We start from the raw sequence: 25,613 nt of genomic DNA, 5'->3' as shown, positions 1-25,613 counted from the left end.
TCGGCCCTGCGCGGGCCCGCTCCCAAGGGGTCGGCGAGGACGAGGCGCCCGGGTTCCCGGGCGCCTCGTCCCATGGGGCCTGTCACCAGCGGGGGAGCCTGAGTTCGTAGTCGGGCCGGAACCGTTGCATGTAGCCGGTGTCGTCCCGGCTGCGTACCCCCGAGTCGACGTAGAGGCGGTGCAGCCGCTCCAGGGCGTCGTGGTCGAGTTCCACACCGAGACCGGGTCCCGTCGGCACCCTGACCTCGCCGTCGCGGAACTCCAGGACACCCGGGCGGATCACGTCGTCGGCGTGGTTCCACGGGTAGTGCGTGTCGCAGGAGTGGTCGAGGTTCGGGATCGCCGCGGCCACATGGGTCATGGCGGCGAGACTGATGCCCAGGTGCGAGTTGGAGTGCATGGACAGGGCGAGCCCGAACGCCTCGCAGACCGCGGCCAGTTCACGGGTGCGGCGCAGGCCGCCCCAGTAGTGGTGGTCGGTCAGCAGCACCTGGATCGCGTTCTGCTCGATCGCGGGCCTCAGGTGCTCCCAGGCGATCACGCACATGTTGGTGCCCAACGGCATCGGCGCGTCCTTCGCCACCGCCGCCATGCCCTCGATGCCCTTGGTCGGGTCCTCCAGGTACTCGAGGACACCGTCGAGTTCGCGGGCCACGTACGCCGAGGTCTCCACCGTCCACGCCACATTGGGGTCGAGCCGCAGCGGCTGCCCGGGGAAGGCCTCCGCCAGCGCCCTGATCGCGGCGATCTCCTCGTCGGGCGGGAAGACACCGCCCTTCAACTTGAACGACCTGAACCCGTACCGCTCCTGCATCAGCCGGGCCTGCTCCACGATGCCGGCCGGGTCCAGCGCCTCGCCCCACTCGTCGCCGACGGCGGCACGGCCGTCGAGGGCCGGGTGCTCGGCCCACTTGTAGAAGAGGTACGCGGCGAACGGCACCGAGTCCCGGACCGTGCCGCCCAGCAGGTCGCTCACCGGCCGGTCGAGCAGCTTGCCCTGCGCGTCGAGGCAGGCCACCTCCACCGCGGAGGTGGTCCAGCCGCGCTCGTGCGAGGAGGGCACCGTCGGCAGCAGGACGGCGTCGATCGCGGCGCCGACCGCTGTCGTGTCGAAGACGTCCATACCGACGACGACCTTCGCCGCCGACTCGAGTCGCTCCAGACGCGCCACCCCGCCCGGCGACTCGCCGAGCCCCACCGTGCCGTCCTCCAGGACGAGTCGGAGGATGATCCGCAGGGCGAGCGGCTCGTGGACACCGTTGGAGTTGAGCAGTGGCGGGTCGCGGAAGGCGATCGGGGTGACGATCAGTTCCTTGATGCGGGTCGGCTCGTTCATGCGCCGACCACCTCCAGGCCGTGGTCGATGAGTTCGGACAGTCGCGCGAGATGCTCCGGCGTCGGATCGACGAGGGGCGCGCGCACCCCACCCACGTTCAGGCCACGCAGGGCCACTCCCGACTTGACCAACGCCACCGCGTACCCCGGCACCTCGTCGCGGAGCCGGACGAGGGGGCCGTAGAACTCGTCGAGGAGCGTGTCCACCAGCGGCCGGTCGCCCGCGGCGAGTGCCCCGTGGAAGGCGAGGGCGATCTCGGGCGCGAAGGCGAACACGGCGGAGGAGTACAGCGGGACGCCGATGCCCTGGTAGGCGGGCGCGGTGGTCTCCGCCGTCGGGAGGCCGTTGAAGAACTGGAAGTCCTCCGTGCCGGGCACGGCCCGCACCGCCCGCACGATGCGGTGCATGTGCTCGATGTCCCCGAGGCCGTCCTTGAGGCCGACGACCTCGGGGAGCGCGGCGATCTCGGCGGCCGTGTCCGCGGTGAGGCGGGCGGTGCCGCGCTGGTAGAAGATCACCGGGAGGCCGCTCGCGGAGGTGACCTCCTCGACGTAGCGCACCAGGCCCTGCTGCGGGGCCGTGACCAGGTACGGCGGCAGCAGCAGGATGCCGTCGGCGCCCGCGCGGGCGACCCGGGCCGCGTGGTCGCGGGCGACCGGGGTGGGCCCGCCCGCGGCGGCCAGGACCGGCACCCGGCCCGCGGTCGTGGTGACCGCGACCCGGGTGGCCCGCTCGATCTCGTCGGACGTCAGCGCGTGGAACTCACCGGTGCCGCAGGCGACGAACACGCCTCCGGCCCCGGCCTTGACGCCGTTCTCGATGTGCTGGGCGAGTCGTTCCTCGTCCAGCGAGCCGTCCGAGGCGAAGGGCGTCACCGGAAAGAACAGGACTCCTTGGAACTTCATGTCTTCCTCGCAACCACGGTGTCAGCCCTTGGTGGCACCGGCGGCGATGCCGGTGACCAGCGAGCGCTGGAGGAGCAGATAGACGATCAGGCTGGGGATCAGGGCGATGACCGCACCGGCCAGGACCACGCCGGAGCCGACGACCGGATCGGTGCGCAGGGTGGCCAGGGCGACGGTGACCGTGTAGTCGGTGGGGTCCTTGGCGGCGATCAGGGGCAGCAGGTACTGGTCCCAGATCATGATGAACCCGAGGACGCCCGCCACGCCGAGGGCGGGCTTGCACAGCGGCAGGATGATCTGCCACAGCATCCGCAGTTCGCCGACGCCGTCGAGGCGGGCCGCCTCCTCGATCTCGGTGGGGATGTCCCGCATGAACTCGGTCAGCATCATCACCGAGAAGCCCCAGGCGCCCAGCGGCAGGATGACGCCCCACACTGTGCCCTTGAGATCCACGTGGACCACCGGCACATCACCGAGGACCAGGGACAGCGGGATCGCGATGACCTCCTCGGGCAGCATCAGCGTCATCATGAACAGCAGCATGATCAGGGCCTGACCGCGGAACCGGTGCCGGGCCAGCGCGTACGCGGCGAGCGTGCACACCACGAGCTGGAGCAGCAGCCCGCCGCCCGCTATGACCAGCGAGTTGCCGAGGTAGTCCCACATGCCCTGTGCACCGGCCACCTCGAAGTTCGACAGCGTGGTGTCGTGCGGCAGGAACGACAGCGAGGAGCCGCTGGGGTGGGTAGTGAAGGCACCCGAGAAGATCGTCAGGAAGGGCGCCGCGAAGATCGCGAGGGCGACCCCGCAGAGCAGGATCCTGAGGCCCCAGGCGAGGCCGGGCCTGTCGTTCCAGCCGAGGGCGGTGTCGAAGCGGGCCGGTGTGGTCCGCCGCGCCTGGGGGCTCCGCCCGGCCGGGGTGTCAGGGGCCGCCGGCCGGACGGGGTCGATGACGGGGGCGCTCATCGCGCTTCTCCCCTCTTGCGGAAGTGGTTGACCGTGACGGTGAGCAGCAGCGTCACGCAGAGCAGGACGACCGAGGCCGCGGAGGCGCCGCCGATGTCGTTGCGGGTGAAGCCCAGGGTGTAGGCGCGGGTCATCCACACGTCGGTCGACCCGGCGGGGCCGCCGCCGGTGAGGACGTAGACCTCGGTGAAGACGCGCAGGCCGCGGATGGTGGCGAGAGTGAGAACGATCATCAGTGCGGAACGGATCGCGGGCAGCGTGACGTACCGCAGCCGCTGCCACAGCGAGACACCGTCCATGGCGGCGGCCTCGTACAGCGAGCGGTCCACGCCCGCGAGACCGGCCAGGAAGATCACCATGTTGTAGGGGGCCCAGATCCAGATGCCCATCGCCATCGTCGAGTAGAGCGCGATGTTCGGGTTGTCGAGGAACTGGACGGTCCCGAGCCCGAAGAAGTGCAGGCCGCTGTTGATCAGGCCGTCGGAGGTCGGGTAGTACATCAGCCGCCACAGCTCGCCGACGACCGCGGTGGCCGTGACGGCGGGCAGGAAGACGGCGGTGCGCAGGAACTTCAGCGAGCGGGCCTGGCCCTCCAGGAGCAGCGCGAGGGCGAACCCGAGCAGGATCGCGCCGACCGCCTGGCCGATGCCCAGGATCAGGGTGTGCCCGATGGCCTCCTGGAAGCGGTGGTCGGTCAGGACCCTGGTGTAGTTGTCGAGGCCGGTCCACTCGTTGCCGAGGAAGGGGCGCACGTGGAAGAAGCTGAGCCAGATGCCCTTGGCCATCGGCCAGAACTTGAAGACGAGGGCGAGCAGCAGCCCCGGGGCCAGGAAGAGCCAGGGGACGAGGGCCTTCTTGTCGAAGGCCCTGCGCGCTGTGTGCGCGGGGACGGCAGCGGTCATTTCAGCAGGTCCTGGTCCTTGAGGTCACCGGCGAGGGTGTCGTTGAGCTCCTTGAGCTGCGAGCGCACGTCACCGCCGCAGTATGTGAAGATCGAGTTCAGTGCGTCGGCGGTGTCCTGTTTGATCGGGGCGAAGTCCGGCGCGTTCGGGAACTGCTCGGAGGCGGTCTCGTAGGCCTTCTGCACGACACTCCAGCGGGGGTCGTTCCTGACCTTCGCCGCGTCCAGCGTGGTGTTCACGGGGATGCGGACGACGGGCTGGTGGCCGTCGACGCTGGTCATGGCGATCCGCTGGCCCTCGGGCGAGACCAGGAACGAGGCCAGCGCCAGTTCCTGCCTGTCCTTGCCGGTCCGGGCGCCGAGGTAGACGTTCTCGCCGTCGGCCAGCACATCGCCGCCGGCCGGGCCCGCGGGAGCGGGGACGACCTCGTACGTCTTCCTGCCGGGCGTGGTGTCGTAGGTGGTGATGTTGTACGGCCCGGTCATGTACATCCCGGCGTTGCCGTCCTGGAAGTTGGTGGCCGTGCCCGTGACGGCGGTGATGGCGCCGGGCTGGACGACACCCTTCTCGCCGCAGAAGAGGTTGTCCTTCATCCAGGTCACGGCGTGCACGGCGGCGGCCGAGTCCATGGCGGGGGTGTACTTCCCCTTGCCGTCCGGCTTGATGATCTCGGCGCCGCCCTGCCACAGGAAGCTCGATCCCCACATGGCCGCGTAGCCGTTCTGGGCGCTGGCCGGGGCGACGATGCCGTAGGTGTCGGCCTTGCCGTCGCCGTCCGGGTCCTCGGTGGCGAAGGCCTTGGCGACGGAGAGCATCTCCTGCCAGGTCGTCGGCGCCTTCAGCCCGAGCTTCTTCAGCCAGTCCTTGCGGATCATCAGGGTCTGGGCCTGACGGGAGTAGGGGATGCCGTAGTGCTTGCCGTCGACGCCCACCGTGGAGGACCAGGACTTCGCGGTGATCCGGTCGCCGCCCGCGATCGAGGCGGGGTCGACGGGCTTGAGCAGGCCCTGGCTCTGGTAACTGCCCATCAGAGCCGTGTCGTTGATCATGACGTCCGGCAGGTCCCTGGTGGAGGCCCGGCTCTGGAGCTGCTGGTCGAAGTTGATGACCGGCTGGTAGTCGATCCTGATGCCGGTCTTCCTGGTGAAGGCGGCGAAGACCCGGTCGTAGGTGGCGGCGTCGTCCGGGTTGCTCCGGGTCCACACCTCCAGCGTGTTCGGATCGCTGCTGCCCGCGCTGCCGGAGCCGGAGCCACAGGCGGCCGTTGCGAACATCAGTCCCGCGACGGTGCCCGCCGCGGCCAGGCGGTGTCGTCGTCGGCGAACGCCCATGAACACTCTCCGTTCACATTCGTGAACCCGCTTCACGAATCTAAATGATCGGCCAAGCTACGGATCGCTTCTTCCGTATGTCAAGACATGACGGGGGTCTTCACAGAGGCTGTGCACGAGCCCTCCGGGCACGTGGGGGGTGTGAGCGATCGTGGAGGCGCAGGTGTACGACGACGGTGACGGCCCGGGTGCGGCGGCGACGCGGCTGACCGGCCGAGCGGCGACCGAGGAGCGTCCGCTGTCCGACGGGCTGACCGAGGTGGTCCTCGACGACGGCCGGGCGGTGGCGGTCAAACGGGCCGACGGCATCGAGGAGGCCCGGGCGGAGGCGGCGGGGCTGGCCTGGCTGGCCGGCGCCGGGGCGGCCCGGGTGCCGACCACGTACGGCCAGGACGGCCCCTGGCTGGTCACCGACCTGGTCGCGCGCGGGAGGCCGAACCGGGAGGCGGCGCTCGACCTCGGCCGGGAACTGGCCGGGCTGCACCGCGCCGGAGCGTCCGCCTTCGGCGCGGCACCGCCCGGCGGCCCACGGGACGCCTACATCGGGCGCGCGCCGATGCGGAACGTCGAAGGCGCCGACTGGCCGACGTGGTACGCCGAGCACCGGGTGCTTCCCTATCTGCGCAGGTCGGTGGACGAGGGCACCGTCACGCTCCCGGAGGCGGCGGTGATCGAGCGGCTCTGCGCCCGGTTGCCCGACCTCGCGGGGCCCGCCGAGGCTCCGGCCCGGCTGCACGGCGACCTGTGGAACGGCAATGTGCTGTGGGGCGCCGACGGCCACGCCTGGCTGATCGACCCTGCCGCGCACGGTGGCCACCGCGAGACCGACCTGGCGATGCTCCACCTCTTCGGCTGCCCGCACCTGGACGAGGTGCTGCGCGGCTACCGACAGGTCACCCCGCTCGCCGACGGCTGGGCCGACCGGGTCGGACTGCACCAGCTCTTCCCGCTGCTGGTGCACGCCGTGCTGTTCGGGCGGGGGTACGCGCAACAGGCGCTCGACACGGCGAAGGCGGCCCTGGCACGGTGAGAACACCGGTCCGGGACCGCCTGGCCTCGTGACGCGAACGGCGAGGAGAGCGAAGGAACTGGAGCCATTAGGAGGCCGGTTGTCGAGACCGGTGAGAAGGAAGCTCCTTCATGGCCTCGCCGCGAGCGTCACGAGGACGAGGAGAGCGGAAGGGCTGAAATCCAAGCCCCATGGGGGCTCATCGCGTTGAGAAGGAAGCCCTTCCATGGCCTCGTCACGGGTAACGCTAACAGTCACTCGGGGATCAGGTCGCGCAGATTTTCCGGCGTGATGACCACCGAGTCCGGGTGCAGTCCCTCGGGACGCTCCAGGCCGATGTACGTCACGGGCACGTCCGGCACCGCCTCGGCGTCCCAGGTCGCCACGTCCGTACCGCCGTTCGCCATCAGCCCGGTCAGGTACCGGATCGTGAGCTGCTCGCGCTCGACGATCCCGCGCAGCAGCGTCGCCACCGTCACCTGGTTGCCCTCGACCCGGTTGTACGCCGGATGCCCCTTCAGGTACAGGTGCAGCCACTTGGCGCGCCAACTCCCGTCCTCCGCACGCCGGAACGCCAGCGGAAGCGCCACCCGGCCGGGACCGCGAAGCTCCGACTTCATGCGCACGGTGCGCGCCTCGAAGGGCTGCCCCTTCTGTGCGGCCTCGCGCAGCATGAACCCGAAGAAGGACTCCTCGGCCTCCTCGAACTTCTCCCCGGAGTAGATGAGGACCTGCGGAACGATGTACGTGCCCCGCACCGCCCCGAGCCGCAGGTCGATGAACTCCGAAGCTCCCTCGGGTGCGTCGGTGATGTCACCGGAGTGCTCGCCCTCCACCTCGCGGAGATTGGTGTACGACAGCCACGACACGGTGTCGTAGTCCGCGTCCAGCAACACCGCCGACAGGTCGTAGTCGGTGACCCGCCGCGCCTGCTTCCAGTACACGAAGAAGCGCAGCAGCTCCCCGTCCACCGGCGACACGGAGCCGCGGGGCAGCACCCCGAGCCCGGCCGTGGTCGCCCGTCCGCTGAGCGGCAGCGCCACGTCGAGGACGTCGGGGTCGACCAACAGCCGCTCCGGAGCGGGCAGTCGGCGGCCGATCTCCGCGTCGAGCGCGCCGATCAGACGCTTCCGGTCCGCCTCCGGTACGGCCTGCCGCGTGTCGTCGGCGACATGCGCGCGGCCGGCACGGTTGATGAACACCCGCCTGCGGCCCGTCTCCTCGGCCCGGTTGTGCAGGTACTCCCGTACCGAGAGCACCACCCGTCCCGAGACCTCCGGGGCGACCTGCTCGACCGCGGCCACCACGGCGTCCCGCTCCTCCTGCGTGGCGGCGGTGCGCAACAGCCGGTCCAGCGCCCGGAACAGCTTGCCGGGCGCGGACCTGAGCAGCTCGGCGGCCCCGGTGACGTCGCCCGCGCCGAGCAGCGCCTCGACCCGGGCGTCGAAGGTGTACGCCTTCTTCTCGCCCCGGGCGACGGCGAACACCTCGGCGGCACGCGGCCACTGGGGGTACTCGTGCGGGTGCAGACGCTCGCCGAGCCGCTTGAAGGCCTCGCGATGTCCCAGCACGTCGGCGAGCTTCGCGGGAGACCGGGCGACGACCTGGTCCAGACCCGCGAGCAGGGCGCGCCGGACCGGCCGGGACAGCTTGTGGAACCGGGTCGGTTCCTGAAGGCTCACGTCCCCGCCCGACAACGCGCAGGCCAGCCGCAGCACATCGGTGACGGTGTCCAGGAGCAGCCCCGAACCGGCTTTCATCCGGGCCTCGTTGACGACGGCACGGTTCTCCCGCACCGGGATCGTCTCCGGCTGGGGGCCGTCCGCGCAGTGCCCGGCGAGGACCGCGAGGTCGGCCAGGTGCTCGTCGCCCAGCGGCGTGGTGCTGCCGGCCAGCGCCAGGTACAGGGCCGTGACCTCATCGTCCAGGGAGCCGCCCAGGTGCAGGACGGTCAGCCGGTCGCCCACCGCGGCCGTCAGTTCGTCGTGCGCGGCGAGCATCTCCTCGTACGTGTGCCGGTAGTTGCCGTACGACGGCAGCGTGAGCAGGTTGACCACACCGGTGCGGAGCTGGGCGATGATGCCGGGGCGGGCCCTGCGGTCCTCGAGCGCCTCGGTGACGCAGCGCATCCAGAACTCGAAGGTGTCCGGGACGTTCGCCGGGAAGTCGATGAAGTAGACGTTGTGCCGCACGTGGTCGCCGGCCATCTCGCGGACGGTGTCCAGGGTGCGCACCGCGGTGTCGACGACCGTGCCCTCGGACAGCCCCGACAGCCGCCGCAGCGCGTCGGCCGACAGCTTGAAGCCGACGGACATCAGCGCGGCGTCGAACTGCCGCGCGGCGATGTCGCCCTCACCGGCGGGGCCCGCGGGAGCGGGCAGCCGCAGGGCATGCCGGATGACCAGGGATTCCAGACGGTGGACCATGCCGGAATGGTCGCAGAGGTGTTCGATCCGGCGCACCGGAGTTTTCGGGGCCCCGGCTCCCCGCGGGCCCCTGTGTCAGGACTCCTTGTCCTTCTTCGCTTCCTTGATGCGCGCCGCTTCCTTGCGGACCTCCGCCTGCGTGGCGCGCTCCTTCTCCAGCCACTCGGGGCTGTCCTCGCGCAGCGCCTCGATCTGCTCGGTGGTGAGTGCCTCGGTGACCCCGCCGCGCGCGAGCCCCGCGATGGACACACCCAGCCGCGCCGCGACGACCGGGCGGGGGTGCGGGCCGTTGCGTCGCAGGTCCTGCAACCACTGGGGCGGGTTCGTCTGGAGCTCGTTGAGCTCGGCGCGCGAGACGACACCCTCCTGGAACTCGGCGGGGGTGGCAGGGAGGTACACACCCAGCTTCTTCGCCGCGGTCGCGGGCTTCATCGTCTGGGTGTTCTGGTGCGACGTCATGGAGTCCAGACTATCGGCCGCGCACGAGACCTCCGACCACAGTGGGTAACCTTGCCGCGTGACAGACTCCCCAGATTCCCCCTCCTTCCGGCTCGCGTACGTCCCCGGGGTGACGCCCGCCAAGTGGGTGCGGATCTGGAACGAGCGCCTGCCCGACATCCCCCTGGAGCTCCTCCAGGTCACCGCCGCCGAGGCATCCGACCTGTTGCGCGACGGCACCGCGGACGCCGGATTCGTACGACTGCCGGTCGACCGTACGGTCTTCAGCGCGATCCCCCTCTACACCGAGACGACGGTCGTCGTGGTCCCCAAGGACCACGTGGTGACCGCGGCCGAGGAGGTCACCCTGGAGGACCTGGCCGACGAGGTCGTCCTGCACCCCCTCGACGACGTCATCGGCTGGGACCGGCCACCCGGCGAACCGGCCTTCGAACGCCCGGCCACCACCGCGGACGCGATCGAGCTCGTGGCGGCGAACATCGGCGTCCTCGTCGTCCCCCAGTCGCTGGCCCGTCTTCACCACCGCCGCGACCTCACCTACCGCCCCCTGACCGACGCCCCGCAGTCCGACATCGCCCTGTCCTGGCGCGAGGACGCGACGACGGGCATGGTCGAGGACTTCATCGGCATCGTCCGGGGACGCACGGTCAACAGCTCACGGGGCCGCACGCAGCCGGAGCCGGAGCGCGGCACCGCCCGCAAGCAGACCGGCGCCGGGAAGAGCTCGGCGCGGGGATCGTCCGGCACCGGGAAGGGCTCGACGCGAGGATCGTCCGGCGCGGGCAAGGGGGGCCGAGGAGGATCCGGCTCCGGCGGGCCCGGCGGCTCCAAGGGGGCGGGGGCCCGAAGGGGCAAGCCCAAGCGCAGGGGGTAGTGGTGGGCGCGTGGCGATGGCCGCGCGTGGCGATGGCCGCGCGTTGCTGTGTGCGCGTTGCTGTGTGCGCGGGGAGGCTCGCGTGTGGGCGTGGGCGTGGGCGTGGGCGTGGCCGCGTGTGGCGGTCCCCGTGAGTTTCTCTGGACGCGGCGACCCTCGCGTTGGGCCGTGCCGGGGCGTGGCGGTCCCTGCTGACGGGGGTGCCGGGGCGTGGCGATTCCTGCCGGCGGGGGTGCCGGGGCGTGGCGATTTCCGCCGGTAGCCCTGTGCGCGTGGCGATTTCCGCCCGTGGCGCCCCCCGGTACGTAGCCCTGCCCGCGCCCGGCGGTGCCGCTCCGTAGCGGTGTCCGCCCGTGGCGGTCCGCGCCCGGCGCTACCTGCCTGCGGTGGTCTCCGGCCGCTCCAGGATCCCGGTCCGCCGCCTCAGTCGCTGCCGAACGCCCCGTCGTCTCCGAAGGCGATCCGTGCGAACCGTTCCCCCATCCGACGGTGCGTCGCCGCGTCGGGATGCAGGTCGTCCGGGAGGGGCAGCTCCGCGAAGTCGTCCTGGCCGTACAGCTCGCGCCCGTCGAGGTGGTGCAGGTGGGGGTCCTCGGCGGACCGCTGCTCGACGATCCGGGCCAGTTCCTCGCGGATCACCTGGAGGGTCAGCTTCCCGCTGGCGCGTTCCGCGGGGTCGCCCAGCGTCATGAACCGCAGCCGGCCCTCGCCGATGTCGCCGAAGTCCGGGAAGCAGGGGCCCGGTGTGTCCTCGTGCATCGGGCACAGGATGGGCGAGACGACCAGCAGGGGCGTGTCCGGGTGCCCCTCGCGGATCGTGTCGAGGAAGCCGTGGACCGCGGGACCGAACGCCCGCAGCCGCATCAGATCGTGATTGACGATGTTGATCCCGATCTTGAGGCTGATCAGGTCGGCGGGTGTGTCCCGCACGGCCCGCGCGGTGAACGGGTCGAGGAGCGCGCTCCCGGCCAGACCCAGGTTGATCAGCTCCACCTCGCCCAGTGCCGCGGCGACCGCGGGCCAGATGCCCGTGGGGCTCGCCGCGTCGGAGCCGTGACTGATGGAGCTGCCGTGGTGCAGCCACACCCGGCGGTCGTCGCGGGGCACCGGTTCCACGGGCGCGTCGGTGCGCAGCGCGATCAGCTCGGTGGTCTCGTTGTGCGGCAGCCAGATCTCGATGTCCTTGACCCCGCCGGACAAGCCATCGAAACGGACGGTGCCGGGCGGTCCGGGCCGCGTCTCGGACGTCCCCGCGGCCATGTCGACGGTGATGACAGTGCCGCCGAGCACAATGCCCCGTCCGGCCGGCTTCCCGTCGACGACGAGGTCGTACACGCCGTCGGGCCGGGGCGGCGCCCCCACGTAGGCCCGCTTGGTCGGCAGGGCGTCCAGCTCCACCGCGGTGGCCCGGGTGCGGAAGACCAGCCGTACGCCCGAGGGCTGGGACTCCGCCATCGCCAGCTGCTCGTCGGTGTTCTGCGCGCGGGCCCGGGCGGGCAGCCGGTGCGGGAGCACCCCGTGCTCGGTGCGCTCCACGTCGAGGGCGCCGCGCAGCAGCTCGGCCGTGACGGGGGTGGTGATCCAGTCGTGCATGTTCCTCAGCCTGTCGGTCGGCGGGTGGGCCAGTTGCGCAACAGCGTGTCGAGGGCGTCCAGGATCCGCGTCCAGGACTCCTCGGAGTCGGGGGAGCTGTGGCTGAACCCGCCTGCCCCCTCCAGGCTCGCGTAGCCGTGGAACGTGCTGCCCAGCAGTCGTACGGCATCGGTCTGGTCGGGTTCGGGCAGGTCGTAGCCGCGCAGGATGGCCCGCATCATTCGCGAGTGCCGTACGCCCGCGCTGGCGGCCGCCGTCTCGGGGTCGAGCCTGAACCGGGCCGCCGCGGCGCGGCCGGGGTGGGCGTGGGCGTAGTCGCGGTAGACGTTCGCGAAGGCGGTCAGGGCGTCCTTCCCGGCCCGGCCGGCCACCGCGTCGGCGGACAGGTCGGCGAGCTCCTCCAGGGCGAACAGGGCGATCCGGGTCTTGAGGTCCTGGGAGTTCCTCACATGGGAGTACAGGCTCGCGACCTTGACGTCGAAGCGCCGGGCGAGCTCCGAGACGGTCACCTGCTCGAAGCCCACCTCGTCGGCCAGCTCCGCGCCCGCCCGGACCAGCCGTTCCGTGGTCAGCCCTACCCGTGCCATAAGAGTCCTCTCGGTCGCCAGAATCAATTATGCATTTGCCTAAAGCTTTTAGGCAATCTAGCGTGAACTTATGGAACCGCTGACCGAGCAAGAGATCCGTGCAGCCTTCGTGAACTGCACCAAGGGCGAGGCCAAGCGCCTCAATGTTCCGCGTGACCTGGACGAGCGGCCGTGGGAGGACCTGGACTACCTCGGCTGGCGCGACCCGCAGGCCCCCGACCGCGCCTACCTCGTGACGGTCCTGGACGGCCGTCCGACGGCCCTCGCGTTGCGCAGTTCCGCCGCGGGCTCCTGGCAGACGCGGCGCAGCATGTGCTCGATGTGCCTGACCACGCACACCGGCGGGGTCTCCCTGATGGTCGCGCCGAGGGCGGGCAAGGCGGGGCAGCAGGGCAACTCGGTCGGGGCGTACATATGCGACGACCTGGCCTGCTCCCTGTACGTGCGCGGCAAGAGGGACGCGGGCGCCGGAGCGCGGCTGCACGAGACGCTCACCCTGGACGAGAAGATCCGGCGGACGGTGACTAACATCGCCGCCTTCGTCACCAAGGTGACGGGCACCGCGTAGGGCGCCCCCGCCCCAGGGGTATCGCTGAGCGTGGGCCGAGTCCTCGGTCCCCTCGCGAAAGGGGCGGGCGGCCGGTGGCTCCTGGGGGAAGGGACAGGCAGGCTGGTGGCTCCTGGGGGAAGGGACAGGCTGGCTGGTGGCCCCTGGGGGAAGGGGCGGGCGACCGGTAGCTCCTGGGGGAAGGGACAGGCTGGCCGGTGGCTCCTGGCGGAAGGGGCAGGCGACCAGTGGCCCCTCGCGGAAAGGCCCGGCGGCCGGTGGCCGTGTCGCGGGCGACCAGGTCGGCGCTGGGCCGGGGATCAGGGTCCGCAGGCTCCGAAGGGCCCCTTCCCGCCGTTCCCGGTGGCAGAATCGGGCGCGTGGATTGGGGGATCCTCGAGCGCGAGCCCGAGCTGGCGCGACTGGCCGCGGCCGCGCGGGAGGCGGCGGACGGGGCCGGATCCGTGGTGCTCGTCTTCGGCGAGGCCGGTATCGGCAAGTCGAGCCTGGTGAAGGCCCTTCCGGATCACCTGCCCGACGGCACCCGGATCCTCGTCGGCGAGTGCGACGACCTCGCCACCCGACGGCCGCTGGGCCCCTTCCGCGACCTGATCGGCAGCGTCGGCGGCGAACTCGCCGGTGCCGTGACGGAGGGCGGTGACCGCCATCGCGTCCACGAGGCCCTGCTCGAAGAACTACGCGGAGCGGTCCTCGTCGTCGAGGACGTCCACTGGGCCGACGAGGCATCCCTGGACGCCCTCCGCTTCCTGGTCCGGCGCGCGGATCGCCTGCCCGCTCTCCTGGTCCTGACCTACCGCGACGACGAGTTGAACCGTGAGCACCCCCTGCGGCACCTGCTGGGCCAGGTGTCCCGTGCGCCCCGCGTGCACCGGCTGCCGCTGGCCCGCCTGTCCCTGGACGCCGTACGCACCCTCAGCGCCGGCCGCGTCGACCCCGCCCAGGTCTACGCCGTCACCAACGGCAACCCCTTCTTCGTCGCCGAGATCCTCGCCGCCGGCGGCACCGGAGAGGTGCCCCCGACCGTCGTCGACGCCGTGCTCGCCCGGCTCCGAGGGCTGCCCGGTGACACCGTGGACGCGCTGGAGCAGCTGGCCGTCGTCCCCTCCGCCGTCGAACGCCCCCTGGTGGACGCGCTGTTGGCCGAGGAGGTCACCGTACTCGCGGCCGCCGAACAACGCGGTCTGCTCACCGTCACCCCGGAACGGGTCGCGTTCCGCCACGAGTTGATCCGCCGGGCCGTGGCCGACTCCCTGCCCGCCGCCCGCCGTATCGGCCTCAACCGGGCCGTCCTGGAGGCGCTCGTCGCCCGCCCCGGATCGGACGCCGCCCGGATCGTCCACCACGCGGCCCAGGCAGGCGACCGGGACGCCGTCGCCCGCTACGGCCCCGACGCGGCGAAGGACGCCTCCTGCGCGGGCGCCCACCGCGAGGCCGCCGCCCAACTCCGGCTCGTGCTGCGCGAACGGCACCGCTACGCCCCCGCCGAACTCGCCGACCTGCTGGAACGCTACGCCGTCGAGACCTACACCATCGCCGACTCGGCCGCCGCCGTCGCCGCCCAGCGCGAGGCCGTCGCCCTTCGCCGCTCCCTCGGCGACACCCTCGCCCTCGGCGCCGACCTGCGCTGGCTCTCCCGTATCCACTGGTGGGCAGGCAACGCAGACCAGGCTCAGGAGGCCGCCCGGGAGGCCGTGGCCGTCCTCGAACACGCGGGAGACGACCGGCTGCTGGCGCTCGCCGTCAGCAACACCGCCCAGCTGCGCATGCTGTCCGAGCGCTACGCCGAGGCCGTCGAGCACGGCGAACGCGCCATCACCCTGGCCCGCAAGGCCGACGACCAGGCGATCCTCGCGCACGCCCTGAACAACGTCGGCACCGCCCGCTGGCGCTCCGGAGACCCCGGCGGGCGGCGCCAGTTGGAGGAGAGCCTTGAGGTCGCGCTCGCCGCCGGCGAGGTCGAGCACGCCTGCCGCTCCTACGCCAACATCATCTGGACCCTGCTCGACAACCTCCAGTACGACGAGGCGGACGCGTTCCTGCCCCCGGCGATGGACCTCGCCGACCGGGCGGAGCACCTGGGCTTCCTCAACTACCTGCACGTCGAACTCGCCATGCGCCGACTCGCCGCCGCCGACTGGGGCGAAGCCGAGAAGCACGCCGAGTACGGCATGCACGACTTCGTCCCGGCCCGCTGCCCCGCCCTGACGGTGCTCGCCCGGGTCCGCATCCGCTGCGGCCGCCCCGGCGCCGACGAACTCCTCGACGAGGCCTGGGAGATCGCCGTAGGGACCAGGGAACTGCAACGCACCGGGCCGGTCGCGGTGGCGCGGGCGGAATCGGCCTGGCTGCGCGGGGACCCGAAGGGAGTGATCGAGGCGGCCGAACCCGTTCATGCTCAGGCGAGCCTGCTGCCCGGCGCCCCCTACCGGCCCGAACTGGGCTACTGGCTCACCAAAGCCGGCCATCCGGTCCCACCGGACGACTCCGACCATCCGTACGCGTTGCAGGCCCGCGGGCAGTGGCGCCGGGCCGCCGCCCGCTGGCAGGCCGCGGGCTGCCCCTACGAACACGCCTCGGCGTGCGCGGAGAGTCCCGATCCCGCCGACAAGCTGGCGGCCCTGGCCGCTTTCGACGCCCTGGGCGCCGAACCGGCGGCCCGGATGCTGCGCGCCGAACTGCGACGGCTCGGCGTGCGCCGCATCCCGCGCGGCCCCCTCGCGGCGACCCGCGAGAACCCCGCGGGCCTCACCGACCGCCAGCTCCAGGTCATACGCCTGCTCGCCGAGGGGCTCACCAACGCGGAGATCGCCGCCCGGCTCGTCGTGTCGGTCCGCACCATCGACAACCATGTGCGGGCCGTGCTCGACAAACTCGACGCGCCGGGCCGCCGCCAGGCCGCGGCCCGCGCGGCGGAGCTCGGGCTGCTGCCCGGCGGTTCCCCGACCTAGGTATGCCGGGGCGCCGAGCTGGGTGACGGTCACGGATGTCCGCCGAGTGGTGACGCGAGTAGAACGGACGAATCGACCCGATTCGGAAACGGGGGACACCATGTCCAGCACACCCGCCCAGGCCGCACGGCGTGAACTGACCGGATTCACGGGGGAGTTGATCGGCCCCGAGGACGCCGGCTACGAGGAGGCCCGTGCCGTCTACAACGCCATGATCGACCGGCGTCCCGCCCTCGTGGCCCGCTGCGCCGACGCGGACGCGGTGGCCGGCGCGATCGGCTTCGCCCGCGCCCACGGCCTGTCGCTCGCCGTGCGGGGCGGCGGCCACCACGGCGCAGGACTCGGCACGGTCGACGGGGGAGTGGTCGCCGACCTGTCACCGATGAAGGACATCCAGGTCGATCCGGCCGCCCGCACCGTGCGGGTCGGCGGCGGCTGCGTCTGGGGCGAGGTGGACCGCGCCACCAACGCGCACGGCCTGGCCACGCCCAGCGGCATCGTCTCCACCACCGGCGTCGGCGGCATCACCACCGGCGGCGGCCTCGGCCACCTCACCCGCAGGTGCGGGCTGACCATCGACAACCTGCTGGAGGCCGACGTCGTCCTCGCCGACGGCCGCCGGGTGCGGGCGAGCGCCGACGAGAACAGCGACCTGTTCTGGGCGATCCGGGGCGGCGGCGGCAACTTCGGCGTCATCACCTCGTTCGTCTTCCGACTGCACGAGATCAGCACGGTGATCGCCGGGCCGACCTTCTGGCCCGTCGAGGACAGCGCCGAAGTCCTGTCCGCCTACCGGGAGTTCATCCTGAACGCGCCCCGCGAGCTGGGCGGGTTCTTCCTCTACGGCACCGTCCCGCCGGCCCCGCCGTTCCCGGAGGAGATCCAGCTGCGCAAGACGGCCGGGGTGGTGTGGTGCTGGACCGGCGACGACACCGAGGCCGCCGCCCGGGAGATGGCCCCGCTGCTCGACGCGCTGCCCGCGCCGCTGCTGCACGCCCCCATGGTCATGCAGCACCCCGACCTCCAGGCCATGTTCGACGGGCTCTACCCGCCCGGCCACCAGTGGTACTGGCGGGCCGACTTCGTCGAGACCGTCCCCGACGAGGCGGTCCAGCTGCACGCCAAGTTCGGCGCCGAGGTGCCGACCGTCCAGTCCACCATGCACCTCTACCCGATCGACGGAGCCGCCCACGACGTGGGCCAGGACGAGACCCCCTGGGCCTACCGCCACGCCAACTGGGCCTCCGTCTTCGCCGGCGTCGACCCGGACCCGGCCAACGCCGAACTGATCAAGCGGTGGACCGTCGACTACTTCGACGCCCTGCACCCGTACTCGGCGGGCGGCGCCTACGTCAACATGATGATGGACGAGGGCCAGGAACGCGTCCGCGCCAGCTACCGCGGCAACTACGAACGCCTGGCCCGCATCAAGGCCGACCGGGACCCGGACAACGTGTTCCGCCTCAACCAGAACATCCAGCCGGCACCCGGGCCGTCGCACGCGTCGCGGCCGTAGGACCGGTGACGGGTCGCGGAACCGTTTGGCGGGGCCTGCTCGAAGAACCGTTTGGCGGGCGTCCGGCCCCTCGCGGGGGCGGGCGCCTGGTCCTCACCGGGACGGACGGCCCCCGGCCCTCACCTCCGGTTCCGCGCCAACCAGTCGTGAGCCGCCCGCGCCGTGAACTCCTCCTGGCCTCCCCGCAGGAGCAGAGCGGCGCGGGCGAACTCCGGTGCGTCGGCCTGCGCCGCGACGTACGGGATCGCGACGCAGCGCATCCCGGCGGCGTGCGCGGCGGCGACACCCGGGGCGGCGTCCTCCAGGACCACGCAGTCGGCGGGGGCGGCACCGAGCCGGCGGGCCGCCTCCAGGAAGACGTCAGGCGCGGGCTTGCCGTGGGCGACCTCGTCGGCCGAGACGGTCGTCGGCAGATACGCGTCCAGGCCCGTACCGGCCAGGATCGCCTCGATGGCCGCACGCGACGACCCCGAGGCCACCGCCATCGGCACGCCCTCCCCGGCCAGCAGCTCCACGAACTTCCGCATCTCGGGGTACGCGCGCGTGGCGGTCCGGGCCAGCTCCAGATAGCGCCGGTTCTTGTCCGCGAGCAGCTCCGGCACGGACGCCCGCAGCCCGTACAGCGACTTCCACCGCTCGACCGTCTCCCGCGTACTGATCCCGACGTAGCGCTCGTGGTCGTTCCAGGTGAAGTTCAGGACGCCGTGCTCGGCGAGGGTCTGCCGACCCGCTTCGTAATAGTTCGGCTCGCTGTCCACGAGCGTTCCGTCGAGATCGAAGATGACCGATATGCCGCTGAGCCTGCTCATGGCGTCCAGGATGTCAAAGATCAACTCAACCGCGGTTCGTGCGCCCGACCGACTCCACCAGCGGCAGCAGCCGGTACGCGACCCGCTCCCGCAGCGCCACCTCGGTTCGCGTCCGCACCACTCCCGGCAGGCTGATCACCGTCTGGATCACATCCTCCAAGTGCGCGTTGTCCCGCGCCACGACCCGCGTCAGCAGATCCCCGCCACCGGCGATCGAGAACGCCTCGACGATCTCCGGTACGGCCGCCAGCGCGTCCCCCACGTCGTCGAGCCGGCCCTGGGTCACCTCGATGTGCACGAACGCCAGCACCGGATGGCCGAGCGCGGCGGGCGACAGCGAGGGCCCCGAACCGGTGATCACACCGTCCCGCTCCAGCCGGTCGAGCCGCGCCTGCAAGGTGCCCCGCGCGACCCCCAGGATCCGCGCATACTCCCGCACACTCGTCCTCGGCTGCTCCAGCAGCAGCCGCAGGATCCGGGTGTCGAGCTCGTCCACGGCCATGGCGTACGACCTCCTCGCACCTGGTCCTTTGGCCCGCCGATGGGTGGCCCAGGACCGCTTCCTCTGTACCAATGGCCCAGCATATTCGGCCCCGCTTGAGCCGGTAGCGCCAAGGATGCTGCAATGAGCCCGTCGATGGCGCTGCGGACCCCCGCGGCGCCTTTTCCATGCCGGTGCACCCGGCACCCGAGGGTTTCAGGGGGCGGTACGTGCTGAAGAGGGTGTTCATGGCGCCGGACCCGGGCCGGGTCCGGCTGCGCTTCGCCGCGCGGGCGGTCCTCGGCATCGGTCTGGCCGTCGTGGTGTGCGGCCTGGCCGGCCACTCGCTCGCCGGCGCCGTCACCGGCGGCCTCGCCGCGCTGCTCGCCCTGTTCACCGTCACGGACACCACCGTCCGCGGCCAGGCGCTCACCACCGCCCTGCTGCCCGTCGTCGGCCTCCCCGTCCTCGCTGCCGCGGCCGAGCTCCACGACCACCCCGTCGCCCGCGACCTCACCTTCCTCGCCGTGGTCGGCGCGGGCGTGTACGCCCGGCGCTGGGGCCCGCGCGGGCACAGCCTCGGCGTCTTCGCGTTCATGACCTTCTTCGTCGCGCAGTTCCTGCACGCGACCACCGACCGGCTGCCCGAGCTCTACGCCGCCGTCCTGCTCTCCCTGCTCACAGCCGCCGCGGTCCGCTTCGGCCTGTGGTGCTACGAACGCCGCCTGCCCCCGGCCCCCGTGCCCGCCCCGCCCGCCGGGACCGGCCTCGCCCGCGCCACCACCCGCCAGGCGGTCCAGGCCATGACGGGCGCGGGCTTCGCCCTCGTCGTCGGCCAGCTGATCTCCGGCCAGCGCTGGTACTGGGCCGTCGGCGCCACCTGGTGGATCTTCGTCAACACCACCTCGCGCGGCGAGACCCTGGTGCGCGGCTTCCGCCGCGTCCTCGGCACGGTCATCGGCATCGGCCTCGGCCTGCTCGTCGCCGTACCGCTGCACGGGGCGCCGGAACCGACGGCCGTCCTGCTCGCCGTCTGCGTCTTCGGCATCTTCTACACGGCCGCCGTCTCGTACACGTGGATGATGCTCTGGGTCACCCTCCTCGCCGAGCTTCTCTACGGCCTCCTCGGCGTCCTGAACCCCGGCCTGCTGGCGCTGCGGTTCGCGGAGACCGGAGTCGGCGCGGTCGGGGCCGTCCTGGCGGTGCTGTTCGTCCTGCCGATCACCACGCACACCGTCACCGACGCCTGGATCCAGCGTGCCCTGCGCTGCGTCCACGCCTGCACCGCCGAGGCCGCGGCCCGCCTCGCGGGTGTGTCGGGCGCCGACCCGGGCGGCCGGGTGCGGGAGCTGGAGCAGCTGCTCGGCAGGGTCCGCCTCTCGGTGGCCCCGCTGGTCCACCCCCTCAACCCCGTGCCCGCCCGCAGGCGGCGCGCCCGTCGCGTCCTCGCCCTCCTCGACGACTGCGCCCGCGAGGTCCGGGGCCTGGTCGCCGTCGCGGCCGACCCGGAGGCCTCGCACGACGCCCGCCTGACCCTCGCGTGCCGACGGGTGGAGTCCGCTGTCGCGGCACTCACGGACGGCAGGGACCTCCCCGTGGCGGACCGGCCTCTCGTCGAGGAACCCGCGCTGGCCCATCTGCACGGACTGGAACGGGCGCTCGCCGAGCTGGCGGCCCCCTTGCGCACGCCGAGCGGCTCGCCTCTGGTGGGAGCCTGAACCCGCTCCGGGAGGAGCCTGAACCCTCGCAACGTGTCCGCGACGGCCCCGTGAATTTCACCGGGTTGGTCTAGACCGGTGCTGATCGACTGCTACCGTCGCCCCGGACGGCACAGACCGAGAGGGGACGACGGTGGCAGACGGCGACGGGCGGCGACGGGCCTACATCGGGTCGTTCACGGCGGCGGGAGGTCCCGGCATCGTGACGGCGGCGGTGACCCCGGGCACCGGTGCGCTGAAGGTGCTGAGCAGCCTGAACGGCGTACCCGACCCGTCGTACCTGGCCCTGTCGGCCCGCGGCGACGTGCTGTACGCGGTGAGCGAGACGGCCGAGGGCGCGGTGGCCGCGTACCGGGTGACCGGCGAGCGACCTGAGCCGGCCGGTCCGCCGGTGCCCGTGGACGGGAACGGACCCACGCACCTCGCCGTGCACGCCGGACACGTCCTGACCGCCAACTACGGCTCCGGCAGCGTCACCACCCTGCCGGTGCGCGCCGACGGCTCCCTCACGGGTGCCCCCTCCGGCGTGCTCCGGCACACCGGCTCAGGCCCGCACACGCCCCGCCAGCAGGGCCCGCACGCCCACCAGGTGCAGCCCGACCCGAGCGGGCGGTGGATCGTCAGCGTGGACCTCGGCACGGACTCCGTGCGGGTGTGCACCCTGCGGGACGGCACGCTCGACGTGCACCGCGAGATCGCCCTGCGCCCCGGCTCGGGCCCGCGCCACCTGGCCTTCCACCCCGACGGCACCCACGCCTACGTCCTCAACGAGCTCACCCCGACCCTCACCGTGTGCCGCTGGGACGCGGTGGAAGGCACGCTGAAGCCCCTGGGCGAGACCCAGGTGCTGGCGGGCGCCCCCTCGGGCGACGCGTACCCGTCAGGGGTCGTCACGTCCCCCGACGGCCGGTTCGTGTGGACCGTCACCCGGGGCGAGGACGTCCTGTCCACCTTCGCCGTCGAGGGCGACGACCTGCGGCTGGTCGGCACGGTCATCTGCGGCGGCCACTGGCCCCGGGCCCTCGCGGAGTCCGGGGGCTTCCTGTACGTGGCGAACGAACGCTCCGGCGAGGTCACCTGGTTCGCCGTGGACCCGGCGACCGGCCTGCCCCGCTACGAGGGGTCGATCGAGGTGCCGGCCGCGTCCTGCGTGGTCTTCGACTGAACCGGGACTCCGCACGCCGAAGGGCCCGCTCCGGAAACGGAGCGGGCCCTTTCGGTGTCGCGGTCGGGGCGCGTGCGCTCAGCGCACCGGCGCGCCCTGTGCCTGCTGCGGGGCGATGCCCAGCGCGGTCGTGTACTTGGCGAGGACGAGCTTGCCGATCGCCGGGTAGGGGCCGAGCGGCTCGGCGGCGGAACAGCCGGCCTCCCTCGCGGCCTCCTCGATGACGGCCGGGTCGATCTCGGGCCCTATCAGGTACGGCGCGAGCGCCAGCTGCTGCGAACCGGAGGACCGCAGCTGATCGGCGATGGACGCGATCGAGCCGTCCTGGTCGAGCGCGGCCGCCATCACCGGCACGGCCAGCCGCGCGGCGAGCAGCATGCCGGTGATCCCGGCCGCCTGCACGGCCTCCTCGCCGCCCACCGCGCCGAGGATGATGCCGTCCGCGGCGGTCGTCACGGCGAACAGCCGAGCGCGGTCGGCGCGGGCCAGCCCGGCCTCCGACAGCCGCACGTGCAGCGCCTCGGCGAGCAGCGGGTGCGGGCCCAGCACATCGGTGAGGTCGGCCGCGATCCGGCTGTCCATCACGGCCTGGCGGATCCGGCGCAGCAGCGCGCTGTCCGGACCGGCGAGCAGCGGCACCACGACGGCGACGGGGCCCTCGGGCTCCTTGACGTCCATCCCGGCGGCCTTGGCCTGCTCATAACGCGCGGTGCGCTCGTCGGCGGCGTGGGCCAGCACGGCCTGGAGCGTGGGGAACTCCGAGTCGTCCCCGTCCAGATACCCGATCCGCGCGTCGAGGCCGGGCAACTCGGAGCGGGCGATGCTCACGACCTCCTCGGCGAGGCTGCGCGTGGCGGCGCCTGGCGTGCCCGGCACCGCGAGGACGAGCGCGGGCGCGCCCTCGGGAGCCGCCAGGGGCTCGGGTCGGCGGTGCCGCCCGGGCTGGCGAGGTCGCGGCATTCGTACTGGCAGGCCGGACGCGGGCCCAGTGGGGGAGCTCATGGCGACGCATGTTACTGGCTTCCTGGGCTTCCCTGTTCGGGGAGGGTGCAGGTGAGCGGTATCCGTCCGGTTTTGTCTGATGAGTTACGTCCGCTTCAGCCCCTCTTTGGGGCCACCACGTACAGCATCGACGCATCACTCGGCAGGGTGAGCGAACTCCGCGCCAGTTCTGTGGCGATCTGTACGGATCCCTCCAACGGCCCGCCCGCCGCAGAGACCCGCCGCGCATGCGGCAGCCGCCGCTCCAGCTCCTCCTCCAGCGGTACGACGAGGGCGTCACCCAACCTGAACAAGCCACCGGTGAGGCTGACATGCACCTCACCCTCGGCCGGACAGACCGCCGCCGCGGACTCGGCCATGTGCCGGGCGGCCTCGCGCAGGATTCCCTCGGCGACCGGGTCGCTGCCGGCGCCGGCCGCCACCTGGGGCGCGAAGGAGGCCAGCACGGCGGGCCGGTCCGTGCGCGGGTAGAGCCTGCCGGGCAACTCCTGAGCGGGGCCGAACGACTCCTCGGCCCGGGCCAGCAGCGCCGCCGAGCCGCCGGGCCGCCCGTCGTGGGCGCGCAGCGCGGCCTCGAGCCCGGCCCGCCCGATCCAGGCGCCGCTCCCGCAGTCGCCCAGCAGATGACCCCAGCCGTCCGCCCGCCGCCAGGACCTGAGATCGGTGCCGATCGCGACAAGACCGGTGCCGGCGGCGACCACGGCACCCGGGCGCGGTCCGAGAGCACCGGTGTAGGCGGTCACCGCGTCCGCGACGAGCGCGACGGTCCGGATCCCGAACTCCCGCTCCAGCGCGCCGGGCAGCTCGGCCCGCAGGCCCTCGCCCAGCGTCGCGAGACCCGCCGCCCCGACGACGGCGGTACCCAGCCCGCTCACCCCGAGCTCGGGCAGCAACGCCCGCACCATGGGCACCAGTTGCTCCATCAGATGCCCCGGGTCGATCCCTTTCGGGCCCGTACGCACGGGCTCCCGGGACGCACGCGGGGTCGTGGTCCCACGGCCGGGGGCGCCCAGGACGACCCGCAGCCCGGACCCGCCGGAGTCGACGGCGAGGAAGCCTTCCCCCGTGTCCGCCCCCGCCGCACCCGTCCCCGACCCGGCACCGGCCCCCGTCGAACCGGTCACGGCAGACGCCAGTCGACCGGCTGTCCCCCCTGCCTGACCAGCAGGTCATTGGCCCGGCTGAACGGACGCGAGCCGAAGAAGCCACGGTCGGCCGACATGGGGGAGGGGTGGGCGGACTCCACGGACGGGAGATCTCCCAGCAGCGGACGGAGGTTGCGCGCGTCGCGGCCCCACAGAATCGACACCAGCGGCTTCCCGCGCGCCGCGAGGGCCCGTATGGCCTGCTCCGTGACTTCCTCCCAGCCCTTGCCGCGGTGCGCCGCGGGCTTGCGGGGGGCCGTCGTCAGCGCCCTGTTGAGCAGCAGCACGCCCTGCCGGGTCCACGGAGTCAGATCCCCGTTGGACGGCTGCGCCAGCCCCAGGTCGGTGTTGAGCTCTCGGTAGATGTTGATCAGACTGCCGGGCAGCGGCCGGACCTCGGGCGCGACCGAGAAGGACAGCCCCACCGCGTGTCCGGGTGTCGGATACGGGTCCTGACCGACGATCAGTACCCGCACCTCGTCGAAGGGCTGCTGGAAGGCCCGCAGGACGTTCGGCCCGGCCGGGAGGTAGGTGCGTCCCGCGGCGATCTCCGCGCGCAGGAAGTCACCCATCCGGGAGATCTGCCCGGCGACCGGTTCCAGGGCCTTCGCCCAGCCCGCTTCGACGATTTCATGCAAGGGTCGTGGTGCCACGGCGTCACCCTACTGCCGTACGGCAGACGGAGATCAACCGGTGGCCAGGGCCCCGGCGTGACCCGGTCGGGATCACGCGACCACCGCCGCCCGCACGCACAGCACGTCCGGCAGATGCGAGGCCAACTGCCGCCAGCTGTCGCCGTCGTCGGCCGAGGCGTACACCTCGCCGTTGCGGTTGCCGAAGTAGACGCCGGCCGGGTCCGCGTCGTCCGTGCACATCGCGTCCCGCAGCACGGTGCCGTAGTGGTCCCCCTGCGGCAGGCCCGCCGAGAGCGGCTCCCAGCTCTTGCCCGCGTCAGCCGTGCGGTAGACCCGGCAGCGACGGCCGGCCGGAACGCGGTCGGCGTCGGCGTTGATCGGGAAGACGTACGCCGTCTCACCGCGGTGAGGATGAGCGACCGCCGCGAAGCCGAAGGTGGACGGCAGGCCCTCGCCGATGTCCGTCCAGTGCGTCCCCGCGTCGTCGCTTCTGTACACACCCCAGTGGTTCTGGAGGTACAGACGGTCCGGATCGGCCGCGTCCCGGGCGACCTTGTGCACGCACTGGCCGAACTCCGGGTCCGGGTCGGGCAGGAACACCGCGGAGACACCGGAGTTGGACGGCTCCCAGCTCGCGCCGCCGTCCTTGGTGCGGAACACCCCCGCCGTGGAGACCGCCACCGTCACCGCGCGCGGATCGCGCTTGTCGGTCAGGACGGTGTGCAGGCCCTCACCACCGCCGCCCGGCACCCATTTCGAACGGGTCGGGTGCTCCCACAGGGGCCGGACCAGCTCGAAGCTCTCCCCGCGGTCCTCGGAGCGGTACAGCGCGGCCGGTTCCGTGCCCGCGTACACCACGTCCGGCTCGGCCGCCGCCGGGTGCAGCTGCCAGACCCGCTCCAGGGAGGCCCCGGTGTCCTTGGGGAACTTCACGGCCGGCTGGGCCGGCTCGGTCCAGGTGCGGCCCAGGTCGTCGGAGTGGAACACCGACGGCCCCCAGTGCGCGCTGTCGCCGCCTGCCAGCAGACGCGGACGCTCGCCCCGGGTGTCGATCGCGACCGAGTACACGGCCTGCGCGTTGAAGTAAGGGCTCTCGTCGAACTCCCAGGTGCCGCCGTGCTCGCGCCCGATGAACAGGCCTTTGCGCGTGCCTACGGCAAGCAGCTTCTCGGTCATGCCGATCACCTCCGTGACGTCTTTGTCCCAGACACCGGCCAGTCTGCACCCCGCCACTGACA

The 25,613-nt window shown here is 72.4% G+C and carries 22 protein-coding genes; 7 read left to right on the top strand and 15 right to left on the bottom strand.

Annotation, left to right across the window (positions count from 1 at the left end):
* Positions 1-82 precede the first annotated feature (82 nt).
* The 5 genes from IOD14_RS27670 to IOD14_RS27650 are packed head-to-tail and all read right to left on the bottom strand — an operon-like array spanning position 83 to position 5,440.
* Positions 83-1,336 (bottom strand): glucarate dehydratase family protein, encoded by a 1,254-nt coding sequence (locus IOD14_RS27670; RefSeq protein ID WP_123987527.1) that lies wholly within the window; start codon positions 1,334-1,336, stop codon positions 83-85.
* Positions 1,333-2,241, bottom strand: a complete 909-nt coding sequence (locus tag IOD14_RS27665; protein ID WP_212671837.1) for a 5-dehydro-4-deoxyglucarate dehydratase — start codon at positions 2,239-2,241, stop codon at positions 1,333-1,335. Before IOD14_RS27665 ends, IOD14_RS27670 begins: the two co-directional genes overlap by 4 nt.
* 21 nt (positions 2,242-2,262) lie before the next feature.
* Complete coding sequence (locus IOD14_RS27660; protein ID WP_212671836.1) at positions 2,263-3,207, bottom strand: carbohydrate ABC transporter permease; 945 nt, start codon at positions 3,205-3,207, stop codon at positions 2,263-2,265.
* Positions 3,204-4,109, bottom strand: a complete 906-nt coding sequence (locus IOD14_RS27655; RefSeq protein ID WP_212671835.1) for a sugar ABC transporter permease — start codon at positions 4,107-4,109, stop codon at positions 3,204-3,206. Before IOD14_RS27655 ends, IOD14_RS27660 begins: the two co-directional genes overlap by 4 nt.
* Positions 4,106-5,440, bottom strand: coding sequence for a sugar ABC transporter substrate-binding protein (locus IOD14_RS27650; protein ID WP_212671834.1), 1,335 nt, complete (start codon positions 5,438-5,440; stop codon positions 4,106-4,108). Before IOD14_RS27650 ends, IOD14_RS27655 begins: the two co-directional genes overlap by 4 nt.
* A gap of 163 nt (positions 5,441-5,603) precedes the next feature.
* Here IOD14_RS27650 and IOD14_RS27645 point away from each other — a divergent pair, with 163 nt between their 5' ends.
* Complete coding sequence (locus IOD14_RS27645) at positions 5,604-6,470, top strand: fructosamine kinase family protein (protein ID WP_212673411.1); 867 nt, start codon at positions 5,604-5,606, stop codon at positions 6,468-6,470.
* Positions 6,471-6,703: 233 nt separating this feature from the next.
* On the opposite strand, the gene IOD14_RS27640 is transcribed toward IOD14_RS27645, so the two are convergent.
* Both IOD14_RS27640 and IOD14_RS27635 read right to left on the bottom strand, forming a co-directional pair.
* Entirely contained in the window at positions 6,704-8,875 is a 2,172-nt protein-coding gene (locus tag IOD14_RS27640; RefSeq protein WP_212671833.1) for a TerD family protein, read from the bottom strand.
* A 75-nt stretch (positions 8,876-8,950) separates the two neighbouring features.
* The gene (locus IOD14_RS27635) at positions 8,951-9,334 is read right to left on the bottom strand and encodes a DUF5997 family protein (RefSeq protein ID WP_123987520.1); all 384 of its coding nucleotides are present in this window, start codon (positions 9,332-9,334) and stop codon (positions 8,951-8,953) included.
* 58 nt (positions 9,335-9,392) lie between these two features.
* Here IOD14_RS27635 and IOD14_RS27630 point away from each other — a divergent pair, with 58 nt between their 5' ends.
* A complete protein-coding gene (locus IOD14_RS27630; protein WP_212671832.1) occupies positions 9,393-10,208 on the top strand; it encodes a LysR family substrate-binding domain-containing protein in 816 nt (271 codons plus the stop codon).
* A 423-nt stretch (positions 10,209-10,631) separates the two neighbouring features.
* On the opposite strand, the gene IOD14_RS27625 is transcribed toward IOD14_RS27630, so the two are convergent.
* Together IOD14_RS27625 and IOD14_RS27620 are read right to left on the bottom strand one after the other, a co-directional pair.
* On the bottom strand, positions 10,632-11,801 hold the full coding sequence (locus IOD14_RS27625) for a GDSL-type esterase/lipase family protein (protein WP_212671831.1): 1,170 nt from the start codon (positions 11,799-11,801) through the stop codon (positions 10,632-10,634).
* A 5-nt stretch (positions 11,802-11,806) separates the two neighbouring features.
* Positions 11,807-12,388: a TetR/AcrR family transcriptional regulator gene (locus IOD14_RS27620; RefSeq protein WP_123987517.1), complete on the bottom strand. Its 582-nt coding sequence runs from the start codon at positions 12,386-12,388 to the stop codon at positions 11,807-11,809.
* A 70-nt stretch (positions 12,389-12,458) separates the two neighbouring features.
* Between IOD14_RS27620 and IOD14_RS27615 the strand changes: the two genes are divergently transcribed.
* The 3 genes from IOD14_RS27615 (at position 12,459) to IOD14_RS27605 (ending at position 17,420) form a co-directional block, all read left to right on the top strand.
* Positions 12,459-12,956, top strand: coding sequence for an FBP domain-containing protein (locus tag IOD14_RS27615; RefSeq protein WP_123987516.1), 498 nt, complete (start codon positions 12,459-12,461; stop codon positions 12,954-12,956).
* Between the two features lie 359 nt (positions 12,957-13,315).
* Entirely contained in the window at positions 13,316-15,904 is a 2,589-nt protein-coding gene (locus IOD14_RS27610; RefSeq protein ID WP_212671830.1) for a LuxR family transcriptional regulator, read from the top strand.
* A gap of 100 nt (positions 15,905-16,004) precedes the next feature.
* Positions 16,005-17,420, top strand: a complete 1,416-nt coding sequence (locus IOD14_RS27605; RefSeq protein ID WP_123987514.1) for an FAD-binding oxidoreductase — start codon at positions 16,005-16,007, stop codon at positions 17,418-17,420.
* Between the two features lie 119 nt (positions 17,421-17,539).
* Here the strand turns inward: IOD14_RS27605 and IOD14_RS27600 are convergent, their stop codons facing one another.
* Together IOD14_RS27600 and IOD14_RS27595 are read right to left on the bottom strand one after the other, a co-directional pair.
* Complete coding sequence (locus IOD14_RS27600; protein ID WP_123987513.1) at positions 17,540-18,229, bottom strand: HAD family phosphatase; 690 nt, start codon at positions 18,227-18,229, stop codon at positions 17,540-17,542.
* Between the two features lie 25 nt (positions 18,230-18,254).
* Complete coding sequence (locus IOD14_RS27595) at positions 18,255-18,731, bottom strand: Lrp/AsnC family transcriptional regulator (RefSeq protein WP_123987512.1); 477 nt, start codon at positions 18,729-18,731, stop codon at positions 18,255-18,257.
* 209 nt (positions 18,732-18,940) lie between these two features.
* Between IOD14_RS27595 and IOD14_RS27590 the strand changes: the two genes are divergently transcribed.
* Together IOD14_RS27590 and IOD14_RS27585 are read left to right on the top strand one after the other, a co-directional pair.
* Positions 18,941-20,428 (top strand): FUSC family protein, encoded by a 1,488-nt coding sequence (locus tag IOD14_RS27590; protein ID WP_123987511.1) that lies wholly within the window; start codon positions 18,941-18,943, stop codon positions 20,426-20,428.
* Positions 20,429-20,561: 133 nt separating this feature from the next.
* Positions 20,562-21,593 carry a lactonase family protein gene (locus tag IOD14_RS27585; RefSeq protein WP_123987510.1) on the top strand — a complete coding sequence of 344 codons (1,032 nt, stop codon included), beginning with the start codon at positions 20,562-20,564 and terminating at the stop codon, positions 21,591-21,593.
* A gap of 78 nt (positions 21,594-21,671) precedes the next feature.
* Here IOD14_RS27585 and IOD14_RS27580 read toward each other — a convergent pair whose 3' ends face one another.
* The 4 genes from IOD14_RS27580 to IOD14_RS27565 form a co-directional block, all read right to left on the bottom strand.
* On the bottom strand, positions 21,672-22,595 hold the full coding sequence (locus IOD14_RS27580; RefSeq protein ID WP_123987509.1) for a hypothetical protein: 924 nt from the start codon (positions 22,593-22,595) through the stop codon (positions 21,672-21,674).
* Between the two features lie 95 nt (positions 22,596-22,690).
* Positions 22,691-23,719 carry a BadF/BadG/BcrA/BcrD ATPase family protein gene (locus IOD14_RS27575; protein WP_123987508.1) on the bottom strand — a complete coding sequence of 343 codons (1,029 nt, stop codon included), beginning with the start codon at positions 23,717-23,719 and terminating at the stop codon, positions 22,691-22,693.
* Entirely contained in the window at positions 23,716-24,393 is a 678-nt protein-coding gene (locus tag IOD14_RS27570) for a uracil-DNA glycosylase (RefSeq protein ID WP_123987507.1), read from the bottom strand. Before IOD14_RS27570 ends, IOD14_RS27575 begins: the two co-directional genes overlap by 4 nt.
* Before the next feature lie 72 nt (positions 24,394-24,465).
* Entirely contained in the window at positions 24,466-25,608 is a 1,143-nt protein-coding gene (locus tag IOD14_RS27565; protein ID WP_123987506.1) for an exo-alpha-sialidase, read from the bottom strand.
* Between the last annotated feature and the right edge of the window lie 5 nt (positions 25,609-25,613).

The organism is Streptomyces sp. A2-16 (assembly GCF_018128905.1).
Classification (GTDB): domain Bacteria; phylum Actinomycetota; class Actinomycetes; order Streptomycetales; family Streptomycetaceae; genus Streptomyces.
Note: the sequence above shows the minus strand (reverse complement) of the source record. Positions and strands in the feature narration are given on the sequence as shown.

Excerpts from the sequence above, each read along its gene's own strand:
- IOD14_RS27600 (WP_123987513.1), bottom strand. The coding sequence starts at position 18,229 with ATGAGCAGGCTCAGCGGCATATCGGTCATCTTCGATCTCGACGGAACG.
- IOD14_RS27620 (WP_123987517.1), bottom strand. The coding sequence starts at position 12,388 with ATGGCACGGGTAGGGCTGACCACGGAACGGCTGGTCCGGGCGGGCGCG.
- IOD14_RS27665 (WP_212671837.1), bottom strand. The coding sequence starts at position 2,241 with ATGAAGTTCCAAGGAGTCCTGTTCTTTCCGGTGACGCCCTTCGCCTCG.
- IOD14_RS27650 (WP_212671834.1), bottom strand. The coding sequence starts at position 5,440 with ATGGGCGTTCGCCGACGACGACACCGCCTGGCCGCGGCGGGCACCGTC.
- IOD14_RS27660 (WP_212671836.1), bottom strand. The coding sequence starts at position 3,207 with ATGAGCGCCCCCGTCATCGACCCCGTCCGGCCGGCGGCCCCTGACACC.
- IOD14_RS27655 (WP_212671835.1), bottom strand. The coding sequence starts at position 4,109 with ATGACCGCTGCCGTCCCCGCGCACACAGCGCGCAGGGCCTTCGACAAG.
- IOD14_RS27640 (WP_212671833.1), bottom strand. The coding sequence starts at position 8,875 with ATGGTCCACCGTCTGGAATCCCTGGTCATCCGGCATGCCCTGCGGCTG.
- IOD14_RS27595 (WP_123987512.1), bottom strand. The coding sequence starts at position 18,731 with ATGGCCGTGGACGAGCTCGACACCCGGATCCTGCGGCTGCTGCTGGAG.
- IOD14_RS27625 (WP_212671831.1), bottom strand. The coding sequence starts at position 11,801 with ATGCACGACTGGATCACCACCCCCGTCACGGCCGAGCTGCTGCGCGGC.
- IOD14_RS27670 (WP_123987527.1), bottom strand. The coding sequence starts at position 1,336 with ATGAACGAGCCGACCCGCATCAAGGAACTGATCGTCACCCCGATCGCC.
- IOD14_RS27580 (WP_123987509.1), bottom strand. The coding sequence starts at position 22,595 with ATGAGCTCCCCCACTGGGCCCGCGTCCGGCCTGCCAGTACGAATGCCG.
- IOD14_RS27615 (WP_123987516.1), top strand. The coding sequence starts at position 12,459 with ATGGAACCGCTGACCGAGCAAGAGATCCGTGCAGCCTTCGTGAACTGC.
- IOD14_RS27605 (WP_123987514.1), top strand. The coding sequence starts at position 16,005 with ATGTCCAGCACACCCGCCCAGGCCGCACGGCGTGAACTGACCGGATTC.
- IOD14_RS27635 (WP_123987520.1), bottom strand. The coding sequence starts at position 9,334 with ATGACGTCGCACCAGAACACCCAGACGATGAAGCCCGCGACCGCGGCG.